Source organism: Aeromonas sp. NJAU223, from assembly GCF_051125555.1.
Lineage (GTDB): Bacteria > Pseudomonadota > Gammaproteobacteria > Enterobacterales > Aeromonadaceae > Aeromonas > Aeromonas veronii_G.
On the sequence record NZ_CP144204.1, the window covers coordinates 3,403,708 to 3,426,798 of the forward strand.

The following is a 23,091-nucleotide window of genomic DNA, read 5'->3' on the forward strand; positions in this document are numbered from 1 at the left end:
GCTCCCGTTCAACGCGAGAAAATAGGGGTTCTAACGCATTCTGTGGGTGGGTGGGTGGCTGGCTTACTTCTCCAGCTTGGCAATCTCTTCACCAAATTCGCGGATATCTTCGAAGCTGCGATAGACGGAGGCGAAACGGATATAGGCCACCTTGTCGAGGCTCTTGAGCTCGTCCATCACCAGGTTGCCGAGCAGCTGGGAGGCCACTTCCCGCTCGCCGGTGGCGCGCAGGCGGGACTTGATGTGATTCACCCCCTTCTCGATCGCCTCCATGCTCACGGGTCGCTTCTCCAGCGCCCGCAGAATGCCGCCCCTGAGCTTCTCCTCGTTGAAGGGCTCGCGGGAGCCGTTTGACTTGATGATGCGGGGCATCACCAGTTCGGCCATCTCGAAGGTAGTGAAGCGCTCGTGACAGAGCAGACACTCGCGGCGGCGGCGCACCTGATGGCCTTCCGCCACCAGACGGGAATCGATCACCTTGGTATCAACGGCACTACAGAACGGGCAATGCATCAGACCTCCGGCGCACACTCCAGGAAACTAAGGGACACCTGCCACTCGGGTCAGGATCTTGGCCTGCCAGTGTAACACGGCCACCCAAAACCGGTAAAAGCCCAGAAAAAACAATGCCACCCGAGGGTGGCATTGGCATGTTCGAGGCACTCAGTCGTCATAGGGCAGGCTGTCGGGATCACAATCCACATAATCGGGCGCCGGATCCTGCGCAAACTGCACCGCGTGGATGTGCGTGTTCCCCAACATCAGCGCCTTGCCGACCCGATGCATGCCATCCATGACCCGGCCCGCGCTGTCGAGAATGATGGGATAGGCGAGATCGGCGGCCAGCATCAACTGACAATGCAGGGCGATGCTGCGCACCGTGGGCGCCTCGCTGCCGTGACCGTACCAGTGCTCCTTGTCCAGCTCCGTTATCTGAGCCAGCGGCAGGGCTCGCACCGGCAACCCGCGGCCGAGCCTGATCAGCCGGCGCACATCCCAGGCCAGCAGCCCCTCCGGGCTTGGGCGAAAGTGATACTGGGCGCGGACGGACGAGACAAGGTCGTCATCGCTAAGCGAGGTCTGATTGGGCATAGGCTGATTCTCTTGGCTGGCTGGGCACGGCGCCCAGGTGACGCCCCCCTATCAACAACAATGCCACCCGAGGGTGGCATTGTTTTATACCAGAAACACTGGCTTATCAGGCATAGACCGGCAGACGACGGCAGATATCCAGCACCTGCTCGCGCACGTTGGCCAGTACTTCGTCGTTGTCGTGGTTGTCCAGTACATCGCAGATCCAATGGGTCAGCTGGATGGACTCGGCTTCCTTGAAACCGCGACGGGTGATGGCCGGGGTACCGATACGCACACCCGAGGTCACGAAGGGGGAGCGTGGATCGTTCGGTACCGCGTTCTTGTTGACGGTGATGTTGGCTTTGCCGAGGGCCGCATCGGCCTCTTTGCCGGTCAGCTCACGACCGATCAGATCCACCAGCATCAGATGGTTGTCGGTGCCGCCGGAGACGATCTTGTAGCCACGCTCGATGAAGGTGGCGGCCATCGCCTTGGCGTTCTTCACCACCTGGGCCTGGTAGGTCTTGAACTCGGGCTCGAGGGCTTCCTTGAAGGCCACGGCCTTGCCGGCGATGACGTGCATCAGCGGGCCGCCCTGACCACCCGGGAAGACGGCGGAGTTCAGCTTCTTGTACAGATCTTCGTCGTCGGCGGCGGAGAGGATCAGGCCACCACGGGGACCGGCCAGGGTCTTGTGGGTGGTGGAGGTGACCACGTGGGCATGGGGCACGGGGTTCGGGTAGACGCCAGCGGCGATGAGACCGGCCACGTGAGCCATGTCGACGAACAGATAAGCACCGACCTTGTCGGCGATCTCGCGCATCTTGGCCCAGTCAACCACGCCGGAATAAGCGGAGAAGCCGCCGATCATCATCTTCGGCTTGTGTTCAACCGCCAGACGCTCCATCTCGACGTAGTCGATCTTGCCGGACTCATCGATGCCGTAGGGAATGATGTTGTACAGCTTGCCGGAGAAGTTCACCGGGGCGCCGTGGGTCAGGTGACCGCCGTGGGCCAGGTTCATGCCGAGCACGGTGTCGCCCGGTTGCAGCAGGGCCATGTAGACGGCGCTGTTGGCCTGGGAGCCGGAGTGCGGCTGCACGTTGGCATAGGTGGCGCCGAACAGTTCCTTGGCGCGCTCGATGGCCAGGGTCTCGACCACGTCCACATACTCGCAACCACCGTAGTAACGCTTGGCCGGATAGCCTTCGGCGTACTTGTTGGTCAGCTGGGAGCCCTGGGCTTCCATGACGCGGGGGCTGGTGTAGTTCTCAGACGCGATAAGCTCGATATGCTCTTCCTGACGACGGGTCTCGTCTGTGATGGCCTGCCACAGCTCTGGATCATAGCCGGCGATGGTCATGTCACGTTTCAACATCCGTATATCTCCTGAAAATCGTTTGCGCGATAGGTGAAGTGGGCCGCGGCATTGTAACGTGAGCGGGATCAAAGAGACAGTCCAACCACCTAAAAAAATGTTGAATCCATGTTACTAAAGGCGAATTTCATCCCTCGGTGGCCCCCGCTTTCGCCATCAGCCAGCGCCGCAATCCATGGATCGCCGCCTCGAATGCCGGGGTCAGGGAGCGCGGATCCCCCTCCTCCGCTTCCAGCTCGGCGCAGCGCTCCGCAAACTCGGTCAATCCCAGCGCCAGGGCGCTGCCCTTGAGCTTGTGGGCCAACTGGCGATGCACCTCACCGGGTTCGCTCATGGCCAGTTCGGCCACCAGTTCGGCGCCTTGCGACTCGAACAGGGCGACCAGTTGGCGAATGCGCGGCAGACCCAGCACCGGCAGATCCGCCTCCAGCACCCCATTGTCCGAAGCGGGGTCTGTCTCCCTTGCTGACTCGCCGGATCCTGTCTTGCATTGACGGGCGATGGCGCTGGCCAGGGTTGCCAACCGCATGGGCTTGCCCACGAAGTCGGCGAAGCCGGCAGCCAGGCAGTGACGAATATCTTCGGGATACATCTGGGCCGAGACCGCGATGGCAGGCAGGGGGCGTCCATGGACCTCCTCGCTGATGGCATCGAGATCCTCCCGCAGACTGATGCCGTCCATGTCCGGCAGGTTGATGTCGAGCAGGGCCAGATCGAAGGGGCGCTCACTGATCCAGGCCAGCGCCGTGCGTCCATCCTCCGCCAGGGTGACCCTGTGGCCGAGGCGCGCCAGCATGCCCTGGGCCACCAGGCGATTGATCTCGTTGTCCTCCACCAGCAGGATCTGCCGGGGCTGACTCAGCATGACGGGCTGGGGCTCGGCGGGCAGCAGGGCCGCCGAGCGTTGCAGCGGCAGGCTGAAGCTGAACCGGCAACCTTCCCCCGGCTGGCTGCTCAGCTGCAATTCCCCTCCCATGGCGCTCACCAGCCGTCGGCTGATGGCAAGACCCAGCCCCGTGCCCCCCTGATGGCCGAGATCCCGCTTGCGCTGGCGGAACGCCTCGAACACCGCCTGCTGCTCCTCTGCCGGGATACCGGGGCCGGTATCCTCGACCACGAACTCGATGCAGGGCTCGGCACAGGGACCGGCGCACCCCAGCGGCATCACGGACAGGGTGATGCGCCCCGTGCGGGTGAATTTGACCCCGTTGCCCAGCAGGTTCCCGATCACCTGGCGCAGTTTGCCCATGTCCCCCTCCACCACGGCAGGCAGGGTGTCACCGTAATTCAGTTCGAGGCACAGCCCCTTGGCCTCGGCCTTAGGCCGAAACAGGGTGCAGAGATCCTCCGCCAGTTGCCGCAGCGGGAAGGGCTCCCGGCGCGCCTCCACGTGCCCCGCCTCAATCTTGGAGTAATCGAGGATGTCGTTGAGGATCTCCAGCAAAGATTCGCCGCTGTGGCCGATGGCGGCCAGATAGCGCTGCTGTTCCGGGTTTAAGCGGGTATCTTCCAGCAGGCTGAGCCCCCCCAGGATGCCGTTCATGGGAGTGCGGATCTCGTGGCTCATGGTGGCGAGGAAGACGGACTTGGCCCGGTTGGCCTGCTCCGCCTCATCCCTGGCCTGGCGCTGCTTCTCCACCTCCTCGTTGAGGCGCTGGTTGGCATGGCTGAGCTGGCCGGTGCGCTCCTCGACCCGGGACTCCAGCTCCCGTTGATAGCGGCCTAGCTCGATGGCGTTGTCGCGAAACACCTGCAAGGCCCGGCCGAGTTCGGCCAGCTCGTCCTGGCCCTGGTGCATGCCGGTTGCCTGGGGGGTCAGATCACCGTGCGCCAGCCGGCTCATCCCCTCCACCGCGTGTTGCAATGGCCAGACGATGCGGCCGTAGACCATGCGCCACATCAGCAGGATCAGCAGGCCCAGGGTGAGCAGGCCGATCAGTACCAGGGCGCTGGCCAGCAGTTGCAACTGCTCGCGCAGCACTTGCTGACTCTGGCTGAGGGCCTCCCGGGTTCCCGCCACCAGGCTGTCGACCTGGCGGTTGAGGCTGCCCATCATCACCTCGTTGGCCGAGGCCAGCACTCGCAGCGCCTCCCCTTTGCCTATCCAGTCGCTGCGCAGTTGCACCAGCTTGTCGCTCTGTGCCAGCAAAGCCAGCGCCTGCTCCACCGAGGCCCGGCGGCCGGGATCCGTCACCGCGCCCGCCCGCAGTTGCAAGATGGCCAGGGCCTTGCGGCTCTCCTGTTGCAGCTCCTGCAAGGCGGGTTGCTGTTCGCTGCGCCAGATCTCCTCGATGCGCTGCTGCTGCATCAGGGTGCGGTGACGCAGCTCCGTCATCTGCTCCAGCCAGTCGAGATCCTGTTCCAGCAGCCGATCCAGCGCGGCATCCGCCTGTTTGCCCTGCAACCGATAGAGGGAGCCCATGCCCGCCACCATCACGGTTTCGGCGTTCTCCATCTGGCTGCGGGCGAGCTCCGCCGCCTCCCCTGCGGCCTCCACCAACCGGGTACGCAGCGCCCCGCCTTCGGCCATGAGCGTGAGCCGCTCCCCCACCAGCCAGCCCTGCTGGCCGAGATTGCCGATGATGGTCTGGCTGAGGCGGTGCAACTGCGCCAGCTCCCCCTCGGTGCCGAGTTGCTCCAGTCCCTGCTGCATTTGTTGACCCAGCAGGGTCAGCAGGCGTCCCTGATGTTCCCGCTCGGCTTCGCTGCCCGCCATGGCCAGCAGGTGGGAGGCGTTCTGGATCTCGCCGCCAAGGCGCGCCAGAGTGCGGGCGCTCTCCTGGCCCGCCAGGGTCTGCTGCACCCCCTGCTCCAGCTGGCGCAGACGATTGAGGCCAACCCAGCCGAGCAGGGAGGCACTCAGGGTCAACATGGCCATCAGGGAGAAGGCCAGCAGCAGTTTGCCACCCAGGCCGGAAAACATTCTCACGGGGGATCCCTTGGTTATGGTCGATTTTGTCCGGATAATACGGCCTCACACTTTAACAAAACCCTCTGCCATGCGAAGCCTCTCTCTGTGCATTCTGCTAGTCCTGCTGGTTCGCCCCGCCGTCGCCTTCGAGGTGGATCACTGGCCGGATGGCGCCTTCACCGGCCAGCCGACCAGACTGAGCTGGCCGGCGCCAGCTCCGCTGGCCAAGCCCTTGACCCTGTGCGCCCTCTACCCCCATCTGCGAGATGCCTACTGGCTGTCGGTCAACCAGGGCATGGTGGAGGAAGCCAAGCGGCTCGGCGCCCGGCTGCGGATCCACGAGGCGGGCGGCTACGGCGCCCTGGCCGAGCAGCGCAAACAGTTGCAACAGTGCGTGGATGAGGGGAGCGATGCCATCTTGCTCGGCGCGGTCAGTTACGACGGCCTTGCCAATGCCATCAAGCAGACCCCGCTGCCGGTGTTCGGGCTGGTCAACGATCTCGCCCCCGGCCTCGCCATCGCCCAGGTCGGCGTGCCCTGGTACCAGATGGGCTGGCGCATCGGCCACTGGCTGGCAGAGCGCCACCCGGCAGATAGCACTCCCGTCACCGTCGCCCTCTTCCCGGGCCCGGATTCGAGGGGCGGCACCTCCTTCATCGAATCCGGCTTCATCGACGCCATCCGCGGCAGCGCCATCCGGCTGGTGACCACGGCGCACGGCGACAACAGCCGCGAGATCCAGCGTACCCTGGTGCAGCAGACGCTGGTCCACCATCCCGACCTCGACTACCTGGTCGGCGGCGCCATCGCCGCCGAGGTGGCGGTCAACGAGCTGGCCCAGCACCATGCCGACCATCCCAAAGTGCTCTCCATCTACTTCAGCCATGGGGTTCAGCGCGCCCTGCTGCGGGGCAAGATCCTCGCCGCCAACAGCGATCAGATGCGCGAACAGGGTCGCCTCGCGGTGGCCCAGGCTCTCTGCCTGCTCCGCCAGCCAGATGCCAGTGAAACCCGATGTCCGCGCGTCATGGGTCCGCCCATCCTGACTCTGACCGCCCCCCTGAGCGCGCCGGAGCACTCCCTGTCGGATGGGGATTTTCGCCCCGTCTACCGGGTCGGGCTGACCCCCTGACCCCGGTCCAAAACCCGAAGCGGATCACAATTCCCCCCTGCCGGTTCTTATAAGATATTCATTCGAATCATTTTTTATCCTAAGACCACGACGGCAAAGGGGGAATTGTGATGGATCATCTGCTGACTTTTATCATCCTGACCGTGTTCTTTCTGTTCTACTGGGTCTACTACAGCCACCAGCGCAAGCGTGTCCCCACCACCCAGTGGGAAGAGGTCCCGACCCGGGCCCAGTACCTGAGCGCCCACCCGGAGGCGGTGGACGGGGAGATCCTGTTTTGCCACCATTGCGGCCATCACAAGCAGCTGGAAGTCGGGCTGGTGCACCTTGCCGACTTCAGGCGCGAGTGGGCCTGTGCCAGATGCAAGCAGGTGCTGTTTCGCGCCGAGGATGACCAGCTGGCCTGAGAGACGAGGGAAAGGGATGAGAATGCTAGATGCGAGCTGCCTGTGCGGCGCCGTCAAGCTGCGCCTGCCGGACAGCTTCGATTACATGGGCAACTGCCACTGCGGCGAGTGCCGCAAATTCTCCGGCTCGGATTACGCCTCCGTGGGCGGGCTGGATGGGGACAAGGTGGAAATAGTGAAGGGCGGCGATGCCATCGCCCGCTTCCAGAAATCAGAAGAGACCAGCCTCGCCTTCTGCCGCCACTGCGGCGCCAGCCTGTTCAGCCAGAAGCGCAGCAGCGGCAAGATCAACCTGCGGCTCGGGGTATTGGACGAGGCGCCGAGCCAGCAGCCGGGCTTTCACATCTTCGTCGGCTCCAAGGCCCCCTGGCACCAGATAGGGGACGACTGCCCGCAATTTGAGACCCAACCACCAGCCTAATGACAGAATAAATATCTACTTATAAAGAAAATAATTATTAAATAACTCACAAATTTCATTTAAAACAGCTTAATTCACTGCCTAGGGGGCTATCTGACCGGCAAACAGATACCCCTCGCCATGGACGGTGACAAACAGCCGGGGATCCCGCGGATCCTCTTCCATCTTTCCCCGCAGCCGGCGGATCAGCACGTCTATGGTGCGATCGCTCGGCCCGTCCCCGCGATGGCTGGTGAGCGCCAGGATCCGCTCCCGGCTCAGCACCCGACCCGCGTGGGCGACGAACACCACCAGCACCTCGTACTCGGCCTTGGTGAGGCGCACCGGCACCCCGTCCTTGGTGAGCTGACGGCGGGGAATATCGAAGCGCCAGGGGCCGAAGCAGACCGCATCATCATCGGGCTCGCGCGCCTGCGCAGCCGGGGCCGCCAGCGAGATGCGCCACAGCAGGTTCTTGACCCGCACCAGCAGTTCCCTGAGCTCGAACGGCTTGGTGACATAATCATCGGCCCCCATCTCGAGCCCCACGATCCGGTCCACCGCATCGCTGCGCCCGGTCACCAGGATAATGCCCACCGTGCTGCGGGCTCTGAGCTCCCGGGTCAGCAGCAGGCCATCTTCCCCCGGCAGGTTGATGTCCAGCATCACCAGGTCGATATCCTGCTCCGCTAGGGTGGTACGCATCCCCTGCCCGTCTTCCTCCGCGGTCACGGCATAGCCCTCCCGTTCGAAATAGCCGGTCAGCTTCTCGCGGGTCACGACATCATCTTCGACGACCAGAATGTGGTGGCGCATGGCAGGGCTCGCAGCAGGGACAGGGGGGAACATTCTATTCATATTTTTTCATAAATACCCCTATTTCATTAATTTTTACCGGCAACCCTGTTCACAGCAGCTCCCTATCATGGCTCCCATCAAAAAAGCGATGTGAGAGACCTTCCATGAAAAAACTGTGGCACTTCCTGCGCACACCCAGCCGCCGCTGGTCGGTGCTGGCGCTGATCCTGGTCGGGGTCGGCGTGACCCTGGCCGGTACCGTCGGCCTGCACTATGGCTTCGAGAAGACCAGCTCCCTGGAGTTCTGCATCTCCTGTCACTCCATGGAGAGCACCGTCTACCCGGAGTACAAAGAGTCCGTTCACTTCAAGAACGCCTCCGGGGTGCAGGCGGTCTGTACCGACTGCCACCAGCCCAAGGACTTTGTCGGCAAGGTGGCCCGCAAGATGGAGGCCGCCAACGACCTCTATCAGGAGTACATAGGCCACAGCATCGACACCCAGGAGAAGTTTGAGGACAGGCGCTTGCACCTGGCCGAGAAGGTCTGGGCCCGCATGAGCAGCCAGAACTCCAAGACCTGCAAGTCCTGCCACAGCTACGACAACATGGATCACGCCAAGCAGTCCCCCGCCGCCGCCCTGGCCATGAAGGACGCCGCCGCCAAGAACATGAACTGCATCGAGTGTCACAAGGGCATCGCCCACGAGCTGCCGAACATGGCTGGCGGCTTCCGCGCCACCTTCGCCAACCTCAAGGCGGCAGCCCAGGAAGCCCCGGCCGCCGAGACCCTCTACACCCTGGCCGAGAAAGATCTCTATGCCAGCGAGCAGGGCACAGAAGCCGTCGGCAAGCTGCTGCCTGCCTCGCGCATCGAGGTGCTGGCCCGCAGCGGCGATCGTCTCCAGGTGTCGGTCGAAGGCTGGCGCGAGCGTGACGGCAAGGGCCGGGTACTGAGCGAATACATGGGCAAGCGGGTCTTCGTCGCCACCTTGCGCGACGAACTCAAGGCCGGTGAGCAAGTGCTCAAACAGGAGATGGACGAAGCCACCCAGATCCCCTGGGAGCAGGTCCGGGTTCAGGCCTGGGTCGATGGCAAGGGGCTCGAGCCCTCGCTGCAGCCCATCTGGGACTACGCCGGCGAGATGTACAAGTCCACCTGCAACTCCTGCCACGCGGCGCCGGATCCTGCTCACTTCACCGCCAACGGCTGGATCTCGGGGCTCAAGGCGATGTCCGCCTACTACCGCCTGAGCAAGGAAGAGGAGCGCACCCTGCTCAAATACCTGCAGAACCACGCCGCCGATACCGGCGGTCAGGGTAGCCACTAAGGATTCGAAAGAGGAATAACATCATGATCAACATTTCCCGCCGTGGTTTCCTGGGTGGCCTGCTGGCCAGCGGTGCCAGCGCCCTGATCGGCCCCTCCCTGCTCGGCCGCGCCGTCATGGCCGCCGAGTCCGGCGACAAGCTGGTGCAATCGGGCTCCCACTGGGGTGCCTTCCGCGCCCGGGTGGTGGACGGCCGCTGGGTCGAGACCCTGCCGTTCGAGCACGACAAGCACCCGACCGACATGCTCAAGGGGCTCAGCGAGGTGGTCTACAACCCCTCCCGCATCCGCTATCCCATGGTGCGCCTGGACTGGCTACGCAAGGGCTATCAGTCCGACACCCGCGAGCGCGGCCAGAACCGCTTCGTGCGGGTGACCTGGTCCCAGGCGCTGGACTTCTTCTATCACGAGCTGGAACGGGTGCAGAAAACCCACGGCCCGAGCGCCCTCTACGCCGGTCACTCCGGCTGGCAGTCGGTGGGCAAGCTGCACTCCGCCGGTGCCATGCTGGGCCGTGCCATGAACCTGCACGGCACTTATCTGGCCAAGGCCGGTGACTACTCCACCGGCGCCGCCCAGGTGATCCTGCCCCACGTGGCGGGCGCCATGGAGGTGTATGAGCAGCAGACCTCCTGGCCCCTGCTGCTGGAGCACAGCAAGACCATCGTCATCTGGGGATCCGATCCCATCAAGAACCTGCAGGTGGGCTGGCTGGTGCCGGATCACAGCGTCTACGACTACTGGGCACAGCTCAAGGAGAAGGTGGCCAGGGGGGAGATCCGGGTCATCAGCGTCGATCCGGTCAAGTCCAAGACCCAAAAATACCTGGGCTGCGAGCAGGTAGCGCTGAATCCTCAGACCGATCTGCCCCTGATGCTGGGTATTGCCCATACCCTCTACAGCGAGAAGCTGCACGACGAGAAATTCCTGAAGAACTACACCACCGGATTTGACAAGTTCCTGCCCTATCTGCTCGGCACGAGCGATGGTCAGGTGAAGGATGCCGAGTGGGCGGCCAAGCTGTGTGGCGTGCCCGCCGACCGCATCCGCGAGCTGGCCCGCACCATGGCCGGCGGCCGCACCCAGCTCATCGGCGGCTGGTGTGTGCAGCGCATGCACCACGGCGAGCAGTACGCCTGGATGCTGGTGGTCGTGGCCTCCATGCTGGGGCAGATCGGCCTGCCGGGGGGCGGTTATGGCTTTGGCTGGCACTACAATGGCGCCGGTACCCTCACCAGCACGGGCCCCATCATGTCCGGTTTCAGCTCCGTCATCCCCGGGGTCAAGCCCATTCACAACGGTGACTGGAAGGGCTACTCCAAGTTCATCCCAGTGGCGCGCTTCGTGGATTGCATCCTGAACCCGGGCAAGAAGATCGCCTTCAACGGCCAGACCATCACCTATCCAGAGATGAAGATGGCGGTGTTCTGCGGCAACAACCCCTTCCACCACCAGCAGGATCGCAACAAGATGGTGGCGGCCTGGCGCAAGCTGGAAACCGTGGTGAGCGTGGATCACCAGTGGACCGCGAGCTGCCGCTTCGCCGACATCGTGCTGCCCGCCACCACCACCTACGAGCGGGATGACATCGAGCAGTGGGGCTCCCACTCCAACGCCGGCATCCTGGCCATGCGCAAGATAGTGGAACCGCTGTTCGAGGCCCGCGACGACTACGACATCTTCGCCGATCTCTGCCGCCGCTTCGGTCGCGAGGCCGAGTTCACCGGTGGCAAGAGCAAGCTGGAGTGGATCCAGAGCATCTATGACGACGCCCGCCTGCAGGGCCGGGGGATCGGCATCCGTCTGCCCCGCTTCAGCCAGTTCTGGCAAGGTGAAGGCTTCGTCACCTTCCCCGCCGGCCAGCCCTGGGTGCGCCACGAGTCGTTCCGTCAGGAGCCGGATCTGGAGCCGCTCGGTACCCCATCCGGTCTCATCGAGATCTTCTCCCAGACCATCGCCAACTACGGCTATGCGGATTGCCCCGGCCATCCGGTCTGGATTGAGCCGTTCGAGCGCTCCCACGGCGGCCCGGGCAGCCAGCAGTATCCGCTGCACCTGCAATCCTGCCACCCGGACAAGCGGCTGCACAGCCAGCTCTGCTCCTCGGACGCCTACCGCGCCACCTACACGGTGCAGGGCCGTGAGCCCGTCTACATGAGCCCGCAGGACGCCAAGGCGCGGGGCCTCAAGGACGGAGATCTGGTACGGGTGTTCAACGGCCGCGGTCAGGTACTGGCAGGATTGGTGGTCTCCGATGACTACGCCTCCGGTGTGGTACGCATTCAGGAGGGGGCCTGGTACGGTCCGCTGGAAGGGGGCAAGGTGGGCACACTCTGTACCTATGGGGACCCCAACGTGTTGACCGCCGACATCGGCTCCTCCAGCCTGGCCCAGGCCACCACGGCCCACACCACGCTAGTGGAGATCGAGAAATTCCAGGGCCAGGCGCCTGCGGTCACCGCCTTTGGCGCACCGGAATCCGCGGCCGGCATCGACCCCATGTTCCCGGCACTGTGAGCGGGGCGGCCAAAACCGCCCCTTGAGTTTCCTTTATTTTTAAAGTCGTTAGAATCGGGGGCCATCAAGGCTCCCGATTGTCATCCACGGAGGAAAAATGCAGGAATTTATGGCTACCAGCGAACGCCGGGCCGAACTTTACTGGTGGTTTTCCACCCTGTTTGCCGCCGAACTCAGCGACGCCCAGATCGCCGAGTACGACAGCTATGACGTGCGCAGCTTCCTGAAGAGTCTCTCCACGCTGGATCCCATGCGTGACGCGGTGGGCGAACTCAATGACGCCATCACCCGCCTGCTGGTGCGCCCGGATCGCCAGCTGGAACTGGCCGCCGACTTCGCCGGTCTGTTCCTGGTGGATCCCAAGCAGGGCGCCCTGCCCTACGAATCCCTCTATCGCGGGGAGGCCAAACTGCTGATGCAGGCCCCCATGGCCGAGATGCAGGCGCGCCTCGCACGCCTCGGCATCGATGTCAGCGACAAATACAAGGAGCCTGCCGATCACCTGGCCATCGAGCTGGATCTGATGGGCAATCTCATCATTCGCGCCGCCGAAGCGACCACCGCCAGCGAGCGGGAACAGTGGCTCAAGGAGCAGGAAGAGCTGTTGCACCACCACCTGCTTGGCTGGTTCGCCGATTTCGAACAGGCCTGCCGCAAGGCCGACAAGTTCGGCTTCTACGGTGCCAGCGCCCGCCTGCTGGGGGTCTTCCTCCACATGGACGCCAACTACCTGAATCTGGTCAAACCGGCACAAGCCGCCGACTGATCCCATGAAGACGGCCCTGCTGCTCATATTCTGCCGGCGGCTGGCGGCATGAAGACGGCCCTGCTGCTGATCGCCTGCTGGCTGCTCACCTTCATTCCGACCGAGCAGGGCCTGCTCCCGCTGGCGGCCCTGTTGTTCAATCCGGACAGGGCCCTGTACGGGGGCGCCCAGCTCACCGGCTTCGCCGGCATACTGCTCACCCTCTACCTCGCGAACCTGGGAGTAGAGGTGGTGCTGCGCCGCCGCTTCCAGATAGCCGGCATGCTGGCCCTGCTGGTAGCCTGGATAGACTTCATCCACAGCAGCAACAGCCAGGCACACTGGCTGCCGCTGATGGCCTTCGCCCTCCCCTTCCTCGCCTTGGCCATGCTGGTACTGGTGCGCGGCCTGCAAGCCTTCGGCCGCCAGAAGGGCTGAGCCGCCCCTCCATTCCCGACACCTTTCCCTCCGACGACTTCCTGCCATACTGACAAACACGCCAAATTGATAAACAAATCAATTCAGGATCTGCCCATGACAAAAGCGCTACCCGGATCGGTCAAGGCCCCCCTGTTGTCCAGCCCCCTGCCTCCCCAGCAACTGCTACGCCTGTTCGACATGACGCCCTTCGGCATAGGAGTATTCGATCGGGAGTTCCGGTGTCGCAGCGTCAATGGCCCCTTCGCCGAGATCTGTGGCGTTCCCCTCGCCCTTGGTCAAAGCCTGCTTGAACTGGATGAAACCGAGCTTCCCCTGCTGACCCCGCTGCTCGGTACACTGATCCATCGCGGGATCCCCCAGACAAAATGGGACCTTGGCCATTTCATCACCGGCCATCCTGCGCAACCCAGACACTGGCAGGCAATCTGCAGCCCCATTCTGGACGCCAGCGGCGCGCCGGATGGTCTCTTGCTTATCGTGCGAGACATCGCTGAAGAACACCTATCCCATCATCAGGCCGATCGACTGCAACTGGCGGAGGCGCGACTTCACCACCTCGCCTACCACGACCCCCTCACGGATCTCGGCAATCGCGCCCTGCTGCAGGAGCGACTCCTGCAGGAAATCGCGCACTCCTGCCACCATGATGATGGCTTTGCCCTGCTGTTCATCGATCTCGACGGCTTCAAATTGATCAACGACACCCTGGGCCACGAGAGCGGCGATCTCCTGCTCAAGCTGCTGGCCGGGCGCATTCGCCACCATCTTCGCCCCCGGGATCTCGCCGCCCGGCTCGGTGCCGACGAGTTTTTGGTGCTGATCCCGGGCCTTCTTCAATCACAATCGCTGGCCGAGCGTATCGCGCAACTGCTGCAGGCATTGCACGAGCCAGCCGAGCTTGGACAGGAGCGGGTCACCCTCTCCGCCAGCATAGGTGTCGCCCTCTATCCGGAGCACGGTCAGACCCCGGACAGTCTCATCAGTGCGGCCAACAGCGCCATGCTGGCGGCCAAGCGACTCGGCCGCAATGGCCATCTGCTCTATGCCCCCGACATGGCCGAGCAGACGCGGGAACGCATGCTGCTGGAGCAGGGACTGATCGAGGCGGTGGCGCAGCAGCAGTTTCGCGTCCTCTACCAACCCATGGCCGATCTCACCAGCAACCGGCTGAGCGGGCTGGAGGCCCTGCTGCGCTGGCAGCACCCGCGCGAGGGGGTGATCTCCCCCGCCCGCTTCATTCCGGTGGCCGAGCGATGCGGCCTCATCGAACAGATAGGGGAGTGGGTCATGCGCACCGCCTGCCAGCAGGGACAGCGCTGGCTGACGCAGGGGCTGGACGTGCCCAGGCTCTCCGTCAACGTGTCGGTCAGGGAGATGTGCGCCCCCGATTACGTGGAGAAAGTAGCGGCCATCTTGTCGGAGACGGGGTTCCCGGCAGAGCGGCTGGAAATCGAGGTCACCGAGAGCATCATCCAGAGCGTGGATCAGAGCCTGCGCCTGTTCACCCGCCTCAAGGCGCTGGGAGTCCAGATCGCCATCGATGACTTTGGTACCGGCTTCTCCTCCCTCGGCCTGCTCAAGACCCTGCCCATCGATCGCATCAAGATAGACAGATCCTTCGTGCAGGCCCTGCCCGACGACAAGCACAGCCGGGAACTGTGCCGCACCATAGTCCATCTGGCGGAGAGTCTCGGCATGGCCGTCACCGCCGAGGGGATAGAGACCCAGCCCCAGCGCCGGTTTTTGCAGTCCCTGCGCTGCGAGGAGGGGCAGGGCTATCTGTTCAGCCACCCCCTCTCCAAATCCCATCTGGCCAGCAAACTCGTCCCCCGGCACGGGGCCTGGTACTGAGCCCGCCTGTTCCATAGAGAAAGGGAGCCATCGGCTCCCTTTCTCGTTCCAGATGCCTTCCTTCCCTGCCGGCAGAAGCCGCAGTTCATCGCTATCCAAAAGTCTAATTGCCCTCGGGCACCAAAGGTATAAGTTGTTACTCAAACATTACAAGAATGTATTAAAAGGAGTGACAGATGAGCGAGAGCAAGGTCTACCCGGTCAAGGCCCACATCGGTAAGAACGCCCTGCTGGACAAGGCAGGCTATGAGGCCATGTATCAGGCATCGGTGCAGGATCCCGAGGCCTTCTGGGGTGAGCAGGGCAAAATCATCGACTGGATGAAGCCCTACACCCGGGTCAAGAATACCTCCTACGATCCGGGCCATGTCTCCATCAAGTGGTATGAAGATGGCCTGCTCAACGTCTCTGCCAACTGCCTTGATCGCCATCTGGCCGAGCGCGGCGACAAGGTCGCCATCATCTGGGAAGGGGACAACCCGGCCGAGGATCGCAAGCTGACCTATCGCGAGCTGCACACCGAGGTGTGCAAGTTTGCCAACGTGCTCAAGGCCCAGGGGGTCAGACGCGGTGACATGGTCTGCCTCTACATGCCCATGGTGCCGGAAGCCGCCATCGCCATGCTGGCCTGTACCCGCATCGGCGCCGTTCACAGCATCGTCTTCGGTGGCTTCTCGCCAGAGGCTTTGGCCGGTCGCATCATCGACTCCGGCTCCTCCATCGTCATCACCGCCGATGAGGGCTTGCGTGGCGGTCGCCCCATCCCCCTCAAGAAGAACGTGGATGAAGCCCTCACCAACCCCGAGACCCGGGTCAACAAGGTCATCGTCCTCAAGCGCACCGGCGGCCAGGTCGCCTGGCACAGCCATCGCGATCTCTGGTGGCACGACGCCGTCGCGAGCGTCAGTACGGATTGCCCTCCCGAAGCCATGGGCGCAGAGGATCCGCTGTTCGTGCTCTACACCTCGGGTTCCACCGGCAAGCCCAAGGGGGTGCTGCACACCACGGGCGGCTACCTGGTCTACGCCAGCCTCACCTTCAAGTACGTGTTCGACTACCACGAGGAGGACATCTACTGGTGTACCGCCGACGTGGGTTGGGTCACCGGCCACTCCTATCTGGTTTACGGGCCGCTTGCCAACGGCGCCACCACCCTCATGTTCGAAGGGGTGCCGAACTACCCGGCCACCAACCGCATGAGTCAGGTGGTGGACAAACATAACGTCAGCATCCTCTACACGGCGCCGACCGCCATTCGCGCCCTGATGGCCAAGGGTAAAGAAGCGGTGGAAGGCACCTCCCGTTCCAGCCTGCGCATCATGGGATCCGTGGGTGAGCCCATCAACCCGGAAGCCTGGGAGTGGTACTACCGCACCATAGGGGACGAGCGTTGCCCCATCGTCGATACTTGGTGGCAGACCGAGACCGGCGGCATCCTCATCAGCCCCCTGCCCGGCGTCACCGATCTGAAACCCGGCTCCGCCACTCGCCCCTTCTTCGGAGTGCAGCCGGCCCTGGTGGACAACCTGGGCGAGCCGCTGGACGGTGCCACCGAGGGCAACCTGGTGATCACCGACTCCTGGCCCGGCCAGATGCGCACCGTGTTTGGCGATCACGAGCGCTTCGAGCAGACCTACTTCTCCACCTTCCCCGGTCGCTACTTCACCGGCGACGGTGCCCGTCGCGACAACGATGGCTACTACTGGATCACCGGTCGGGTGGATGATGTACTGAACGTCTCCGGCCACCGCATGGGCACCGCCGAGATCGAATCTGCCCTGGTGGCCCATCCGAAAATTGCCGAAGCCGCCGTGGTGGGAGTGCCCCACGAGATCAAGGGCCAGGGCATCTATGCCTATGTCACCCTGATCGCCGGGGAAGAGCCGAGCCGCGAGCTGCATAAAGAGGTGAAGGAGTGGGTGCGCAAGGAGATCGGCGCCATCGCCACGCCGGACGTGATCCACTGGGCCGAGGGGCTGCCCAAGACCCGCTCCGGCAAGATCATGCGCCGCATCTTGCGCAAGATAGCCACCGGTGAGACCGACAGCCTGGGGGATATCTCCACCCTGGCGGATCCGGGAGTCGTGGACAAGCTTATCCGCGAGAAGTCAGAGGCGGCTTGAGTCCACTCCTGACGTCCCACAAAGCCGGCCTCGCGCCGGCTTTGTCGTCTCTGTCGTCCGGCTTTAGCAATAGGGCCCAGATAGAACAAAAAACGAACAGATGTAGAGATTAGACCAGTAAAATGCTGCGATTTTTCACGAAATCAATATAATTGCGAAATCTGTGTGCCAGGGCACATCGAATTGCGCAGAAAATGGCTAGATTTCTGATAGTCCACAGATAGCCGACAGATGGCAGCATTATCATCGAGGATGTACACAATATGTCGCAACATCACCGAATTCTCCTGCTCAATGGTCCCAACCTGAATCTGTTGGGCAAGCGGGAGCCGGGTATCTACGGCAGCAAGACGCTCGATGAGATCGTCGCCGATCTGCAGCAGAGCGCCGGCGAACTCGGTGTCACGCTGGAACATCTGCAATCCAACGCCGAACATGAGTTGATAGGCCGTATCCATCAGGCCATGGGCCAGGTGGACTACATCATCATCAACCCGGCCGCCTTCACCCACACCAGCGTCGCCCTGCGCGATGCCCTGCTGGGTGTCGCCATCCCCTTCATCGAGGTTCACCTGTCAAATGTTCATGCCAGGGAGCCTTTCCGTCATCACTCCTATCTGTCCGATGTGGCCAAGGGCGTGATCTGTGGGCTGGGTGCCGATGGCTACCAATTCGCTTTAACCGCGGCCGTGCACCAGTTGCGCGCGGCTTGATAATCACTGATCAGATAAAGAAGAAAGAGAATGCTAATGGATATCCGCAAAATCAAGAAGCTGATTGAACTGGTTGAAGAGTCCGGCATCGCCGAGCTGGAAATCTCCGAAGGGGAAGAGTCCGTTCGCATCAGCCGCAATTTCTCCGGCCAGGTTAGCGTTGCCCCGCAGATGATGATGCCGGCTCCGGCTCAGCAAGTGGCCGCCCCGGTTGCCGCCGTTGCCCCGACCGCAGCCCCTGCCGCCGATGCCGCCCCGAGCGGTCATCTGATGCGCTCCCCCATGGTGGGCTCCTTCTACCGCTCCTCCAGCCCGGAAGCCAAGCCGTTTGTGGAAGTGGGTCAGCACGTCAATGTCGGCGATACCCTGTGCATCGTCGAAGCCATGAAAATGATGAACCAAATCGAGTCTGACAAGGCCGGTGTGATCAAAGCGATCCTGGTTGAAAATGGTCAGGCCGTCGAATTCGACGAGCCGCTGTTCATCATCGAATAAGGGAAAACGCCACCCATGTTGGACAAAGTAGTCATCGCCAACCGAGGTGAAATTGCCCTGCGGATCCTGCGCGCCTGCAAAGAGCTCGGGATCAAGACAGTGGCCGTTCACTCCACCGCCGACCGGGAGCTCAAGCATGTGCTCCTGGCCGATGAAACCATCTGCATCGGCAAGCCTGCCAGCGGCGAATCCTACCTCAACGTGCCGGCCATCATCGCCGCCGCCGAGGTGACCGGTGCCGTCGCCATCCACCCGGGCTACGGCTTCCTCTCCGAGAACGCCGATTTTGCCGAAGTGGTCGAGAAATCCGGCTTCATCTTCATCGGCCCGCGCGCCGAGACCATTCGCCTGATGGGTGACAAGGTTTCCGCCATCGAGGCGATGAAGAAGGCAGGCGTCCCCTGCGTACCCGGCTCCGACGGCCCGGTGGACAACGATGCCAAGCGCAACGCCACCATCGCCAAGCGGATCGGTTACCCCGTGATCATCAAGGCCGCCGGTGGCGGTGGTGGTCGTGGCATGCGGGTGGTGCGCAACGAGGCCGAACTGGCCGGTGCCATCGCCCTGACCAAGTCCGAGGCGGGCCAGTTCTTCAAGAACGACATGGTCTACATGGAGAAGTACCTGGAGAACCCGCGCCACATCGAGATCCAGGTGTTGGCAGATGGCCAGGGTACCGCCCTCTATCTGGGCGAGCGGGACTGCTCCATGCAGCGTCGCCACCAGAAGGTCGTGGAAGAAGCGCCGGCCCCCGGCATCACCGAAGAGATGCGCAAGTTCATCGGCGAGCGCTGCGTTCGCGCCTGTCTGGAGATCGGCTACCGCGGTGCGGGCACCTTCGAGTTCCTGTACGAGAATGGCGAGTTCTACTTCATCGAGATGAACACCCGGATCCAGGTCGAGCACCCGGTCACCGAGATGGTCACCGGTGTGGATCTCATCAAGGAGCAGCTGCGCATCGCCGCCGGCCAGCCCCTGTCCATCACCCAGCAGGACATCCGCCTGCGTGGCCACGCCATCGAGTGCCGGATCAATGCCGAAGATCCCGCGACCTTCATGCCGTCTCCGGGCCTCATCCAGCGCTTCCATGCGCCGGGTGGTCTGGGTGTGCGCTGGGAGTCCCACATCTATGCGGGCTACAAGGTGCCCCCCTACTACGACTCCATGATCGGCAAGCTGATCTGTTACGGTGAAAACCGTGACGTCGCCATCGCCCGCATGCGTCACGCCCTCGACGAGCTGGTGGTGGAAGGGATCAAGACCAACATCGCCCTGCAAAAAGAGATCATGAAGGACGAGAACTTCCAGCACGGTGGCACCAACATCCACTACCTGCACAAGAAGTTGGGTCTGTAACCGACACGTTATACAGGGATTGCTTGGTCCCCCGGGATCGGCAACGCAAAAAGGGCCATGGCGACATGGCCCTTTTTTGTTATTCTTGCGCCCCGCTCACTCGTCGGAGGCCAAGGTGAACCGTTTCGCACTCGCCCGTCGGGAAGCAGCCCTCTGTCTGCTGCTCACCCTGCTCTATTTTGCCGCCTGGTACGGCTCTGCCTATTTCATCCCCGAGGATATGGAACTCTGGGACATGCCACTCTGGTTTGTACTCAGCTGCATCCTGATGCCGTTGCTGTTCATCGGCCTGTGCGCCCTCATGGTGGATCACCTCTTCGTCGACATCCCCCTGGATACCGAAGAGCCGGTCGATTCCCCCCAGCAAGGTACCGGCACTCAGGGTCCAGCCATGGGCCAGACACCCCACGAGTCCTCATCCGACAGCAAGGAGCCCCGCCGCCATGAATCTTGAGTTGATGCTGCCGCTCATCGTCTACCTGGTCCTGGTACTGGGGGTCGGCTACTGGGCCAGCCGCCATCGCGTCGGCGGCGACTTCGTGCAGGAGTACTTCATCGGCAATCGCAGCATGGGCGGCCTGGTGCTGGCCATGACGCTGGTGGCGACCTATACGTCCGCATCGTCCTTTATCGGCGGGCCGGGCGCCGCCTACAAGATTGGCCTCGGCTGGGTGTTGCTGGCGATGATCCAGCTGCCCACCGTCTGGCTCACCCTGGGGGTGCTTGGCAAGAAGTTCGCCATCATCGCCCGCCGGGTCAATGCGGTGACCATCAACGACATGCTGTGGGCCCGTTATCGCAGCAAATGGGTGGTGGTGCTGGGCTCGGTCACCATCATCCTGGCCTTTATCGCCACCATGGTGGTGCAGTTCATCGGCGGGGCACGCCTGCTGGAGACCGCGACAGGCCTCAGTTATCAGCAGGGTCTGCTACTTTTTGCCAGCTGCGTGCTACTTTATACCGTCATAGGCGGGTTCAGGGCCGTGGTCATGACGGATGCCCTGCAGGGGATCATCATGCTGATCGGCACCGGCGCCCTGCTGGCGGGGATCCTGGTGGCCGGTGACGGCCTGCCAAACCTCATCCATCAGCTCAAGGAGATCGACCCCAAGCTGGTGAGCCCGCAAGGGGCTGGCGACATGCTGACCCAGCCCTTCATGCTGAGCTTCTGGGTGCTGGTCTGCATCGGGGTGGTGGGGTTGCCCCACTCCGCCCTGCGCTGCTTCGGCTACCGGGACAGCAAGGCGCTGCACCGTGGCATCCTCATCGGCACCGTCGTCAGCGCCCTGCTGATGTTCGGCATGCACCTGGCTGGGGCGCTCGGTCGTGCCATCCTGCCCGGCATGGACAGCCCGGACAAGATCATGCCCTCCCTGATGATGGAGGTGCTGCCCCCCTGGCTCGCCGGGGTCTTCCTGGCGGCCCCCATGGCGGCCATCATGTCCACCATCGACTCCCAGCTCATCCAGGCCTCGGCAACCCTGGTCAAGGATCTCTACCTCAACTATCTCAGTCCTAAAAATGAACGGCAGGAGAAACTGGAAGTACGGGTGCCGCGCCTCTCCCTGCTCTGCACCCTGATCCTCGGCACCCTGGTGCTGGTGGCGGCCCTGCAGCCCCCCGAGATGATCATCTGGCTCAATCTGCTCGCCTTTGGCGGCCTGCAAGCGGTCTTCCTCTGGCCCCTGGTGCTCGGCCTCTACTGGTCCAGGGCTAACGGCCCCGGCGCCCTGGCTAGCATGGTGAGCGGCATTCTCTGCTACGGGGTCCTGAGTCAGTGGGGGATCAAGCTGGCCGGTCTGCACGCCATCGTCCCCAGCCTGACCCTCGGGCTCATCGCCTTCATTCTGGTCAGCCTGTTGACGGCCCCCCCGGATCAAAGCGTGCGGCGCTTATTTGATCAGAAATAACAAAGCGCGCAATAAAGAGCACATTTTCTATCCCCAAATGGGTGCAAGGCGGGTAAACTGTGCGCCACGTCACAAAACAGCCAGTTCACATGCCTGCACCGACAGCCAGACAAACCCTGACCCAGGCCCTGCAACGGCTCGGCTATGCCCTGCTGTTGCCGGTCTCCATCCTGCCCCTGGCCGCCTTGCTGCATCGGCTCGGCCAGCCGGATGTGCTGGATCTCGCCGTGCTCTCCCTCGCCGGTCAGGCCCTGTTCGGCCAGATGCCCCTCATCTATGCAGTGGCCATCGCCTTTGGCCTGAGCAGGCAGGGGCAGGGGATCCAGGCGCTGGCGGGGGCGATCAACTTCCTGCTGCTGAGTTCGGCATTCAACACCCTCTCTCCCGGCCTGCATGCGGACATGATCTGCGGCATCCTCGCCGGGCTCACCACGGCACTCATCTTCTCCTGGTCCCGCACCCTGCGCCTGCCTGGCTGGCTGCGCCCGCTGCAGGAAGATCTCCCCGGCCTGCTGATCTCGGCCCTCGCCTGCCTGCTGCTGGTGATCCCGCTGTTTCTGTTCTGGCCCATGCTGGAAGCGGGCATAAGCCAGGTTGACACCCACCTGCTCACTACCCCTTTTGGCGCCTTCTGCTACGGCGTGCTGAACCGGCTGCTGATCCCCCTCGGTCTGCACCAGGTGCTGGGCAGTCTGGTGGGACTGGGTGAGAGCAACCTGCAGGCACTGGCCAGCGCCCAGCCCCTGCACGAGGGCTACTTCGCCGGTCTCTACCCTGTCATCATGTTCGGCCTGCCGGGGGCCTGTTTCGCCATCTGGGTCCATCGCAAACGCCTGCAACGCCTGCCACAGGGGGGCATGCTGCTCACCCTGGCCCTCACCTCGGCGCTGGTGGGGATCACCGAGCCCATCGAGTTTCTGTTTGCCTTCACCGCCCCCTGGCTGTTCCTGGCCCACACCCTGCTGACCGGGATCTCCTTCGCGGTCTGCAGCGGCCTTGGCATCAAGGTGGGCAGTTACTTCTCCGCCGGGCTGCTGGATCTGGTGTTGAGCTACGCCGCCGGGGAGCACAGCTTCTGGCTCATTCCCCTCGGCATCCTCTTCTTCGTCGCCTATGCCCTGCTCTTCTCCCTGCTGCTGGAGCGCTCCCCACTCAGCCTGCCAAGCCGTACCCTGGCCGAGGATCTGCCCCAGCTCGCCAATGTGACCCCCACCGATCCCCAGATGCTGGCCATCCAGTTTCTCAAGGTGCTGGGAGGCATGGACAACCTGCAGGCCATGAGTGTCTGTCTGACCCGCCTGAGCCTGAGAGTCGGCGACATGACCCTGGTGGATCAGAGTCGCCTCACCGCCCTTGGCAGCCTGTCGTGGATAGTGCTCAACGACCATCAGCTGGTGCTGGTGCTGGGTCCCAACGCGGGGCTCATCGAGGGGCAGATCCGCATGCTGGCAGAGCGCCAGTCCGTCCCCCTCGGCCTCGAGCCGGGCAAGGCCCAGCCCTAGTCCTGCTGGCG

General features: G+C 63.1%; 19 protein-coding genes and 1 pseudogene. 15 read left to right on the plus strand and 5 right to left on the minus strand.

Annotated features, from left to right (window positions below; all coding sequences use genetic code 11):
* Positions 1 to 63 precede the first annotated feature (63 nt).
* The 4 genes from nrdR to torS form a co-directional block, all read right to left on the minus strand.
* Positions 64 to 513, minus strand: coding sequence for a transcriptional regulator NrdR (gene nrdR, locus VZC39_RS15460; protein WP_349919204.1), 450 nt, complete (start codon positions 511 to 513; stop codon positions 64 to 66).
* Positions 514 to 663: 150 nt separating this feature from the next.
* A complete protein-coding gene (locus VZC39_RS15465) occupies positions 664 to 1,092 on the minus strand; it encodes a hypothetical protein (RefSeq protein WP_349919206.1) in 429 nt (142 codons plus the stop codon).
* Positions 1,093 to 1,198: 106 nt separating this feature from the next.
* Positions 1,199 to 2,452, minus strand: a complete 1,254-nt coding sequence (glyA, locus tag VZC39_RS15470) for a serine hydroxymethyltransferase (RefSeq protein ID WP_349919207.1) — start codon at positions 2,450 to 2,452, stop codon at positions 1,199 to 1,201.
* Between the two features lie 127 nt (positions 2,453 to 2,579).
* Positions 2,580 to 5,381, minus strand: coding sequence for a TMAO reductase system sensor histidine kinase/response regulator TorS (torS, locus tag VZC39_RS15475; RefSeq protein ID WP_349919209.1), 2,802 nt, complete (start codon positions 5,379 to 5,381; stop codon positions 2,580 to 2,582).
* A 70-nt stretch (positions 5,382 to 5,451) separates the two neighbouring features.
* On the opposite strand from torS, the gene torT reads away from it, so the two are divergent.
* From torT to VZC39_RS15490, 3 genes are all read left to right on the plus strand, one after another.
* Complete coding sequence (gene torT / locus VZC39_RS15480) at positions 5,452 to 6,495, plus strand: TMAO reductase system periplasmic protein TorT (protein ID WP_349919210.1); 1,044 nt, start codon at positions 5,452 to 5,454, stop codon at positions 6,493 to 6,495.
* Positions 6,496 to 6,605: 110 nt separating this feature from the next.
* On the plus strand, positions 6,606 to 6,902 hold the full coding sequence (locus VZC39_RS15485) for a hypothetical protein (RefSeq protein ID WP_349919211.1): 297 nt from the start codon (positions 6,606 to 6,608) through the stop codon (positions 6,900 to 6,902).
* Positions 6,903 to 6,918: 16 nt separating this feature from the next.
* Positions 6,919 to 7,323 (plus strand): GFA family protein, encoded by a 405-nt coding sequence (locus VZC39_RS15490; protein WP_349919213.1) that lies wholly within the window; start codon positions 6,919 to 6,921, stop codon positions 7,321 to 7,323.
* An 81-nt stretch (positions 7,324 to 7,404) separates the two neighbouring features.
* Here VZC39_RS15490 and torR read toward each other — a convergent pair whose 3' ends face one another.
* Positions 7,405 to 8,118, minus strand: coding sequence for a two-component system response regulator TorR (gene torR / locus VZC39_RS15495; RefSeq protein ID WP_434663695.1), 714 nt, complete (start codon positions 8,116 to 8,118; stop codon positions 7,405 to 7,407).
* Between the two features lie 146 nt (positions 8,119 to 8,264).
* Between torR and torC the strand changes: the two genes are divergently transcribed.
* From torC to VZC39_RS15555, 12 genes and pseudogenes are all read left to right on the plus strand, one after another.
* On the plus strand, positions 8,265 to 9,428 hold the full coding sequence (gene torC, locus VZC39_RS15500; RefSeq protein ID WP_349919217.1) for a pentaheme c-type cytochrome TorC: 1,164 nt from the start codon (positions 8,265 to 8,267) through the stop codon (positions 9,426 to 9,428).
* 23 nt (positions 9,429 to 9,451) lie between these two features.
* Positions 9,452 to 11,944, plus strand: coding sequence for a trimethylamine-N-oxide reductase TorA (torA, locus tag VZC39_RS15505; RefSeq protein WP_434663698.1), 2,493 nt, complete (start codon positions 9,452 to 9,454; stop codon positions 11,942 to 11,944).
* Between the two features lie 97 nt (positions 11,945 to 12,041).
* A complete protein-coding gene (gene torD, locus VZC39_RS15510) occupies positions 12,042 to 12,710 on the plus strand; it encodes a molecular chaperone TorD (protein WP_349919220.1) in 669 nt (222 codons plus the stop codon).
* A gap of 48 nt (positions 12,711 to 12,758) precedes the next feature.
* Positions 12,759 to 13,127, plus strand: coding sequence for a hypothetical protein (locus VZC39_RS15515; RefSeq protein ID WP_349919221.1), 369 nt, complete (start codon positions 12,759 to 12,761; stop codon positions 13,125 to 13,127).
* Positions 13,128 to 13,223: 96 nt separating this feature from the next.
* Complete coding sequence (locus VZC39_RS15520; protein WP_434476156.1) at positions 13,224 to 14,981, plus strand: putative bifunctional diguanylate cyclase/phosphodiesterase; 1,758 nt, start codon at positions 13,224 to 13,226, stop codon at positions 14,979 to 14,981.
* A 176-nt stretch (positions 14,982 to 15,157) separates the two neighbouring features.
* The gene (gene acs, locus VZC39_RS15525; RefSeq protein ID WP_349919222.1) at positions 15,158 to 17,104 is read left to right on the plus strand and encodes an acetate--CoA ligase; all 1,947 of its coding nucleotides are present in this window, start codon (positions 15,158 to 15,160) and stop codon (positions 17,102 to 17,104) included.
* Positions 17,105 to 17,367: 263 nt separating this feature from the next.
* Positions 17,368 to 17,817, plus strand: a complete 450-nt coding sequence (aroQ, locus tag VZC39_RS15530; RefSeq protein ID WP_349919223.1) for a type II 3-dehydroquinate dehydratase — start codon at positions 17,368 to 17,370, stop codon at positions 17,815 to 17,817.
* A 36-nt stretch (positions 17,818 to 17,853) separates the two neighbouring features.
* Positions 17,854 to 18,312, plus strand: coding sequence for an acetyl-CoA carboxylase biotin carboxyl carrier protein (gene accB / locus VZC39_RS15535; protein WP_349919225.1), 459 nt, complete (start codon positions 17,854 to 17,856; stop codon positions 18,310 to 18,312).
* 15 nt (positions 18,313 to 18,327) lie between these two features.
* Positions 18,328 to 19,668, plus strand: a complete 1,341-nt coding sequence (gene accC, locus VZC39_RS15540) for an acetyl-CoA carboxylase biotin carboxylase subunit (RefSeq protein ID WP_349919227.1) — start codon at positions 18,328 to 18,330, stop codon at positions 19,666 to 19,668.
* 115 nt (positions 19,669 to 19,783) lie between these two features.
* Positions 19,784 to 20,032 (plus strand): annotated as a pseudogene (locus tag VZC39_RS15545) (YhdT family protein); the annotation flags it as partial.
* Between the two features lie 79 nt (positions 20,033 to 20,111).
* On the plus strand, positions 20,112 to 21,578 hold the full coding sequence (gene panF / locus VZC39_RS15550) for a sodium/pantothenate symporter (RefSeq protein WP_349919228.1): 1,467 nt from the start codon (positions 20,112 to 20,114) through the stop codon (positions 21,576 to 21,578).
* An 89-nt stretch (positions 21,579 to 21,667) separates the two neighbouring features.
* On the plus strand, positions 21,668 to 23,080 hold the full coding sequence (locus VZC39_RS15555; RefSeq protein ID WP_349919229.1) for a PTS transporter subunit EIIC: 1,413 nt from the start codon (positions 21,668 to 21,670) through the stop codon (positions 23,078 to 23,080).
* The last annotated feature ends 11 nt before the right edge of the window (positions 23,081 to 23,091 follow it).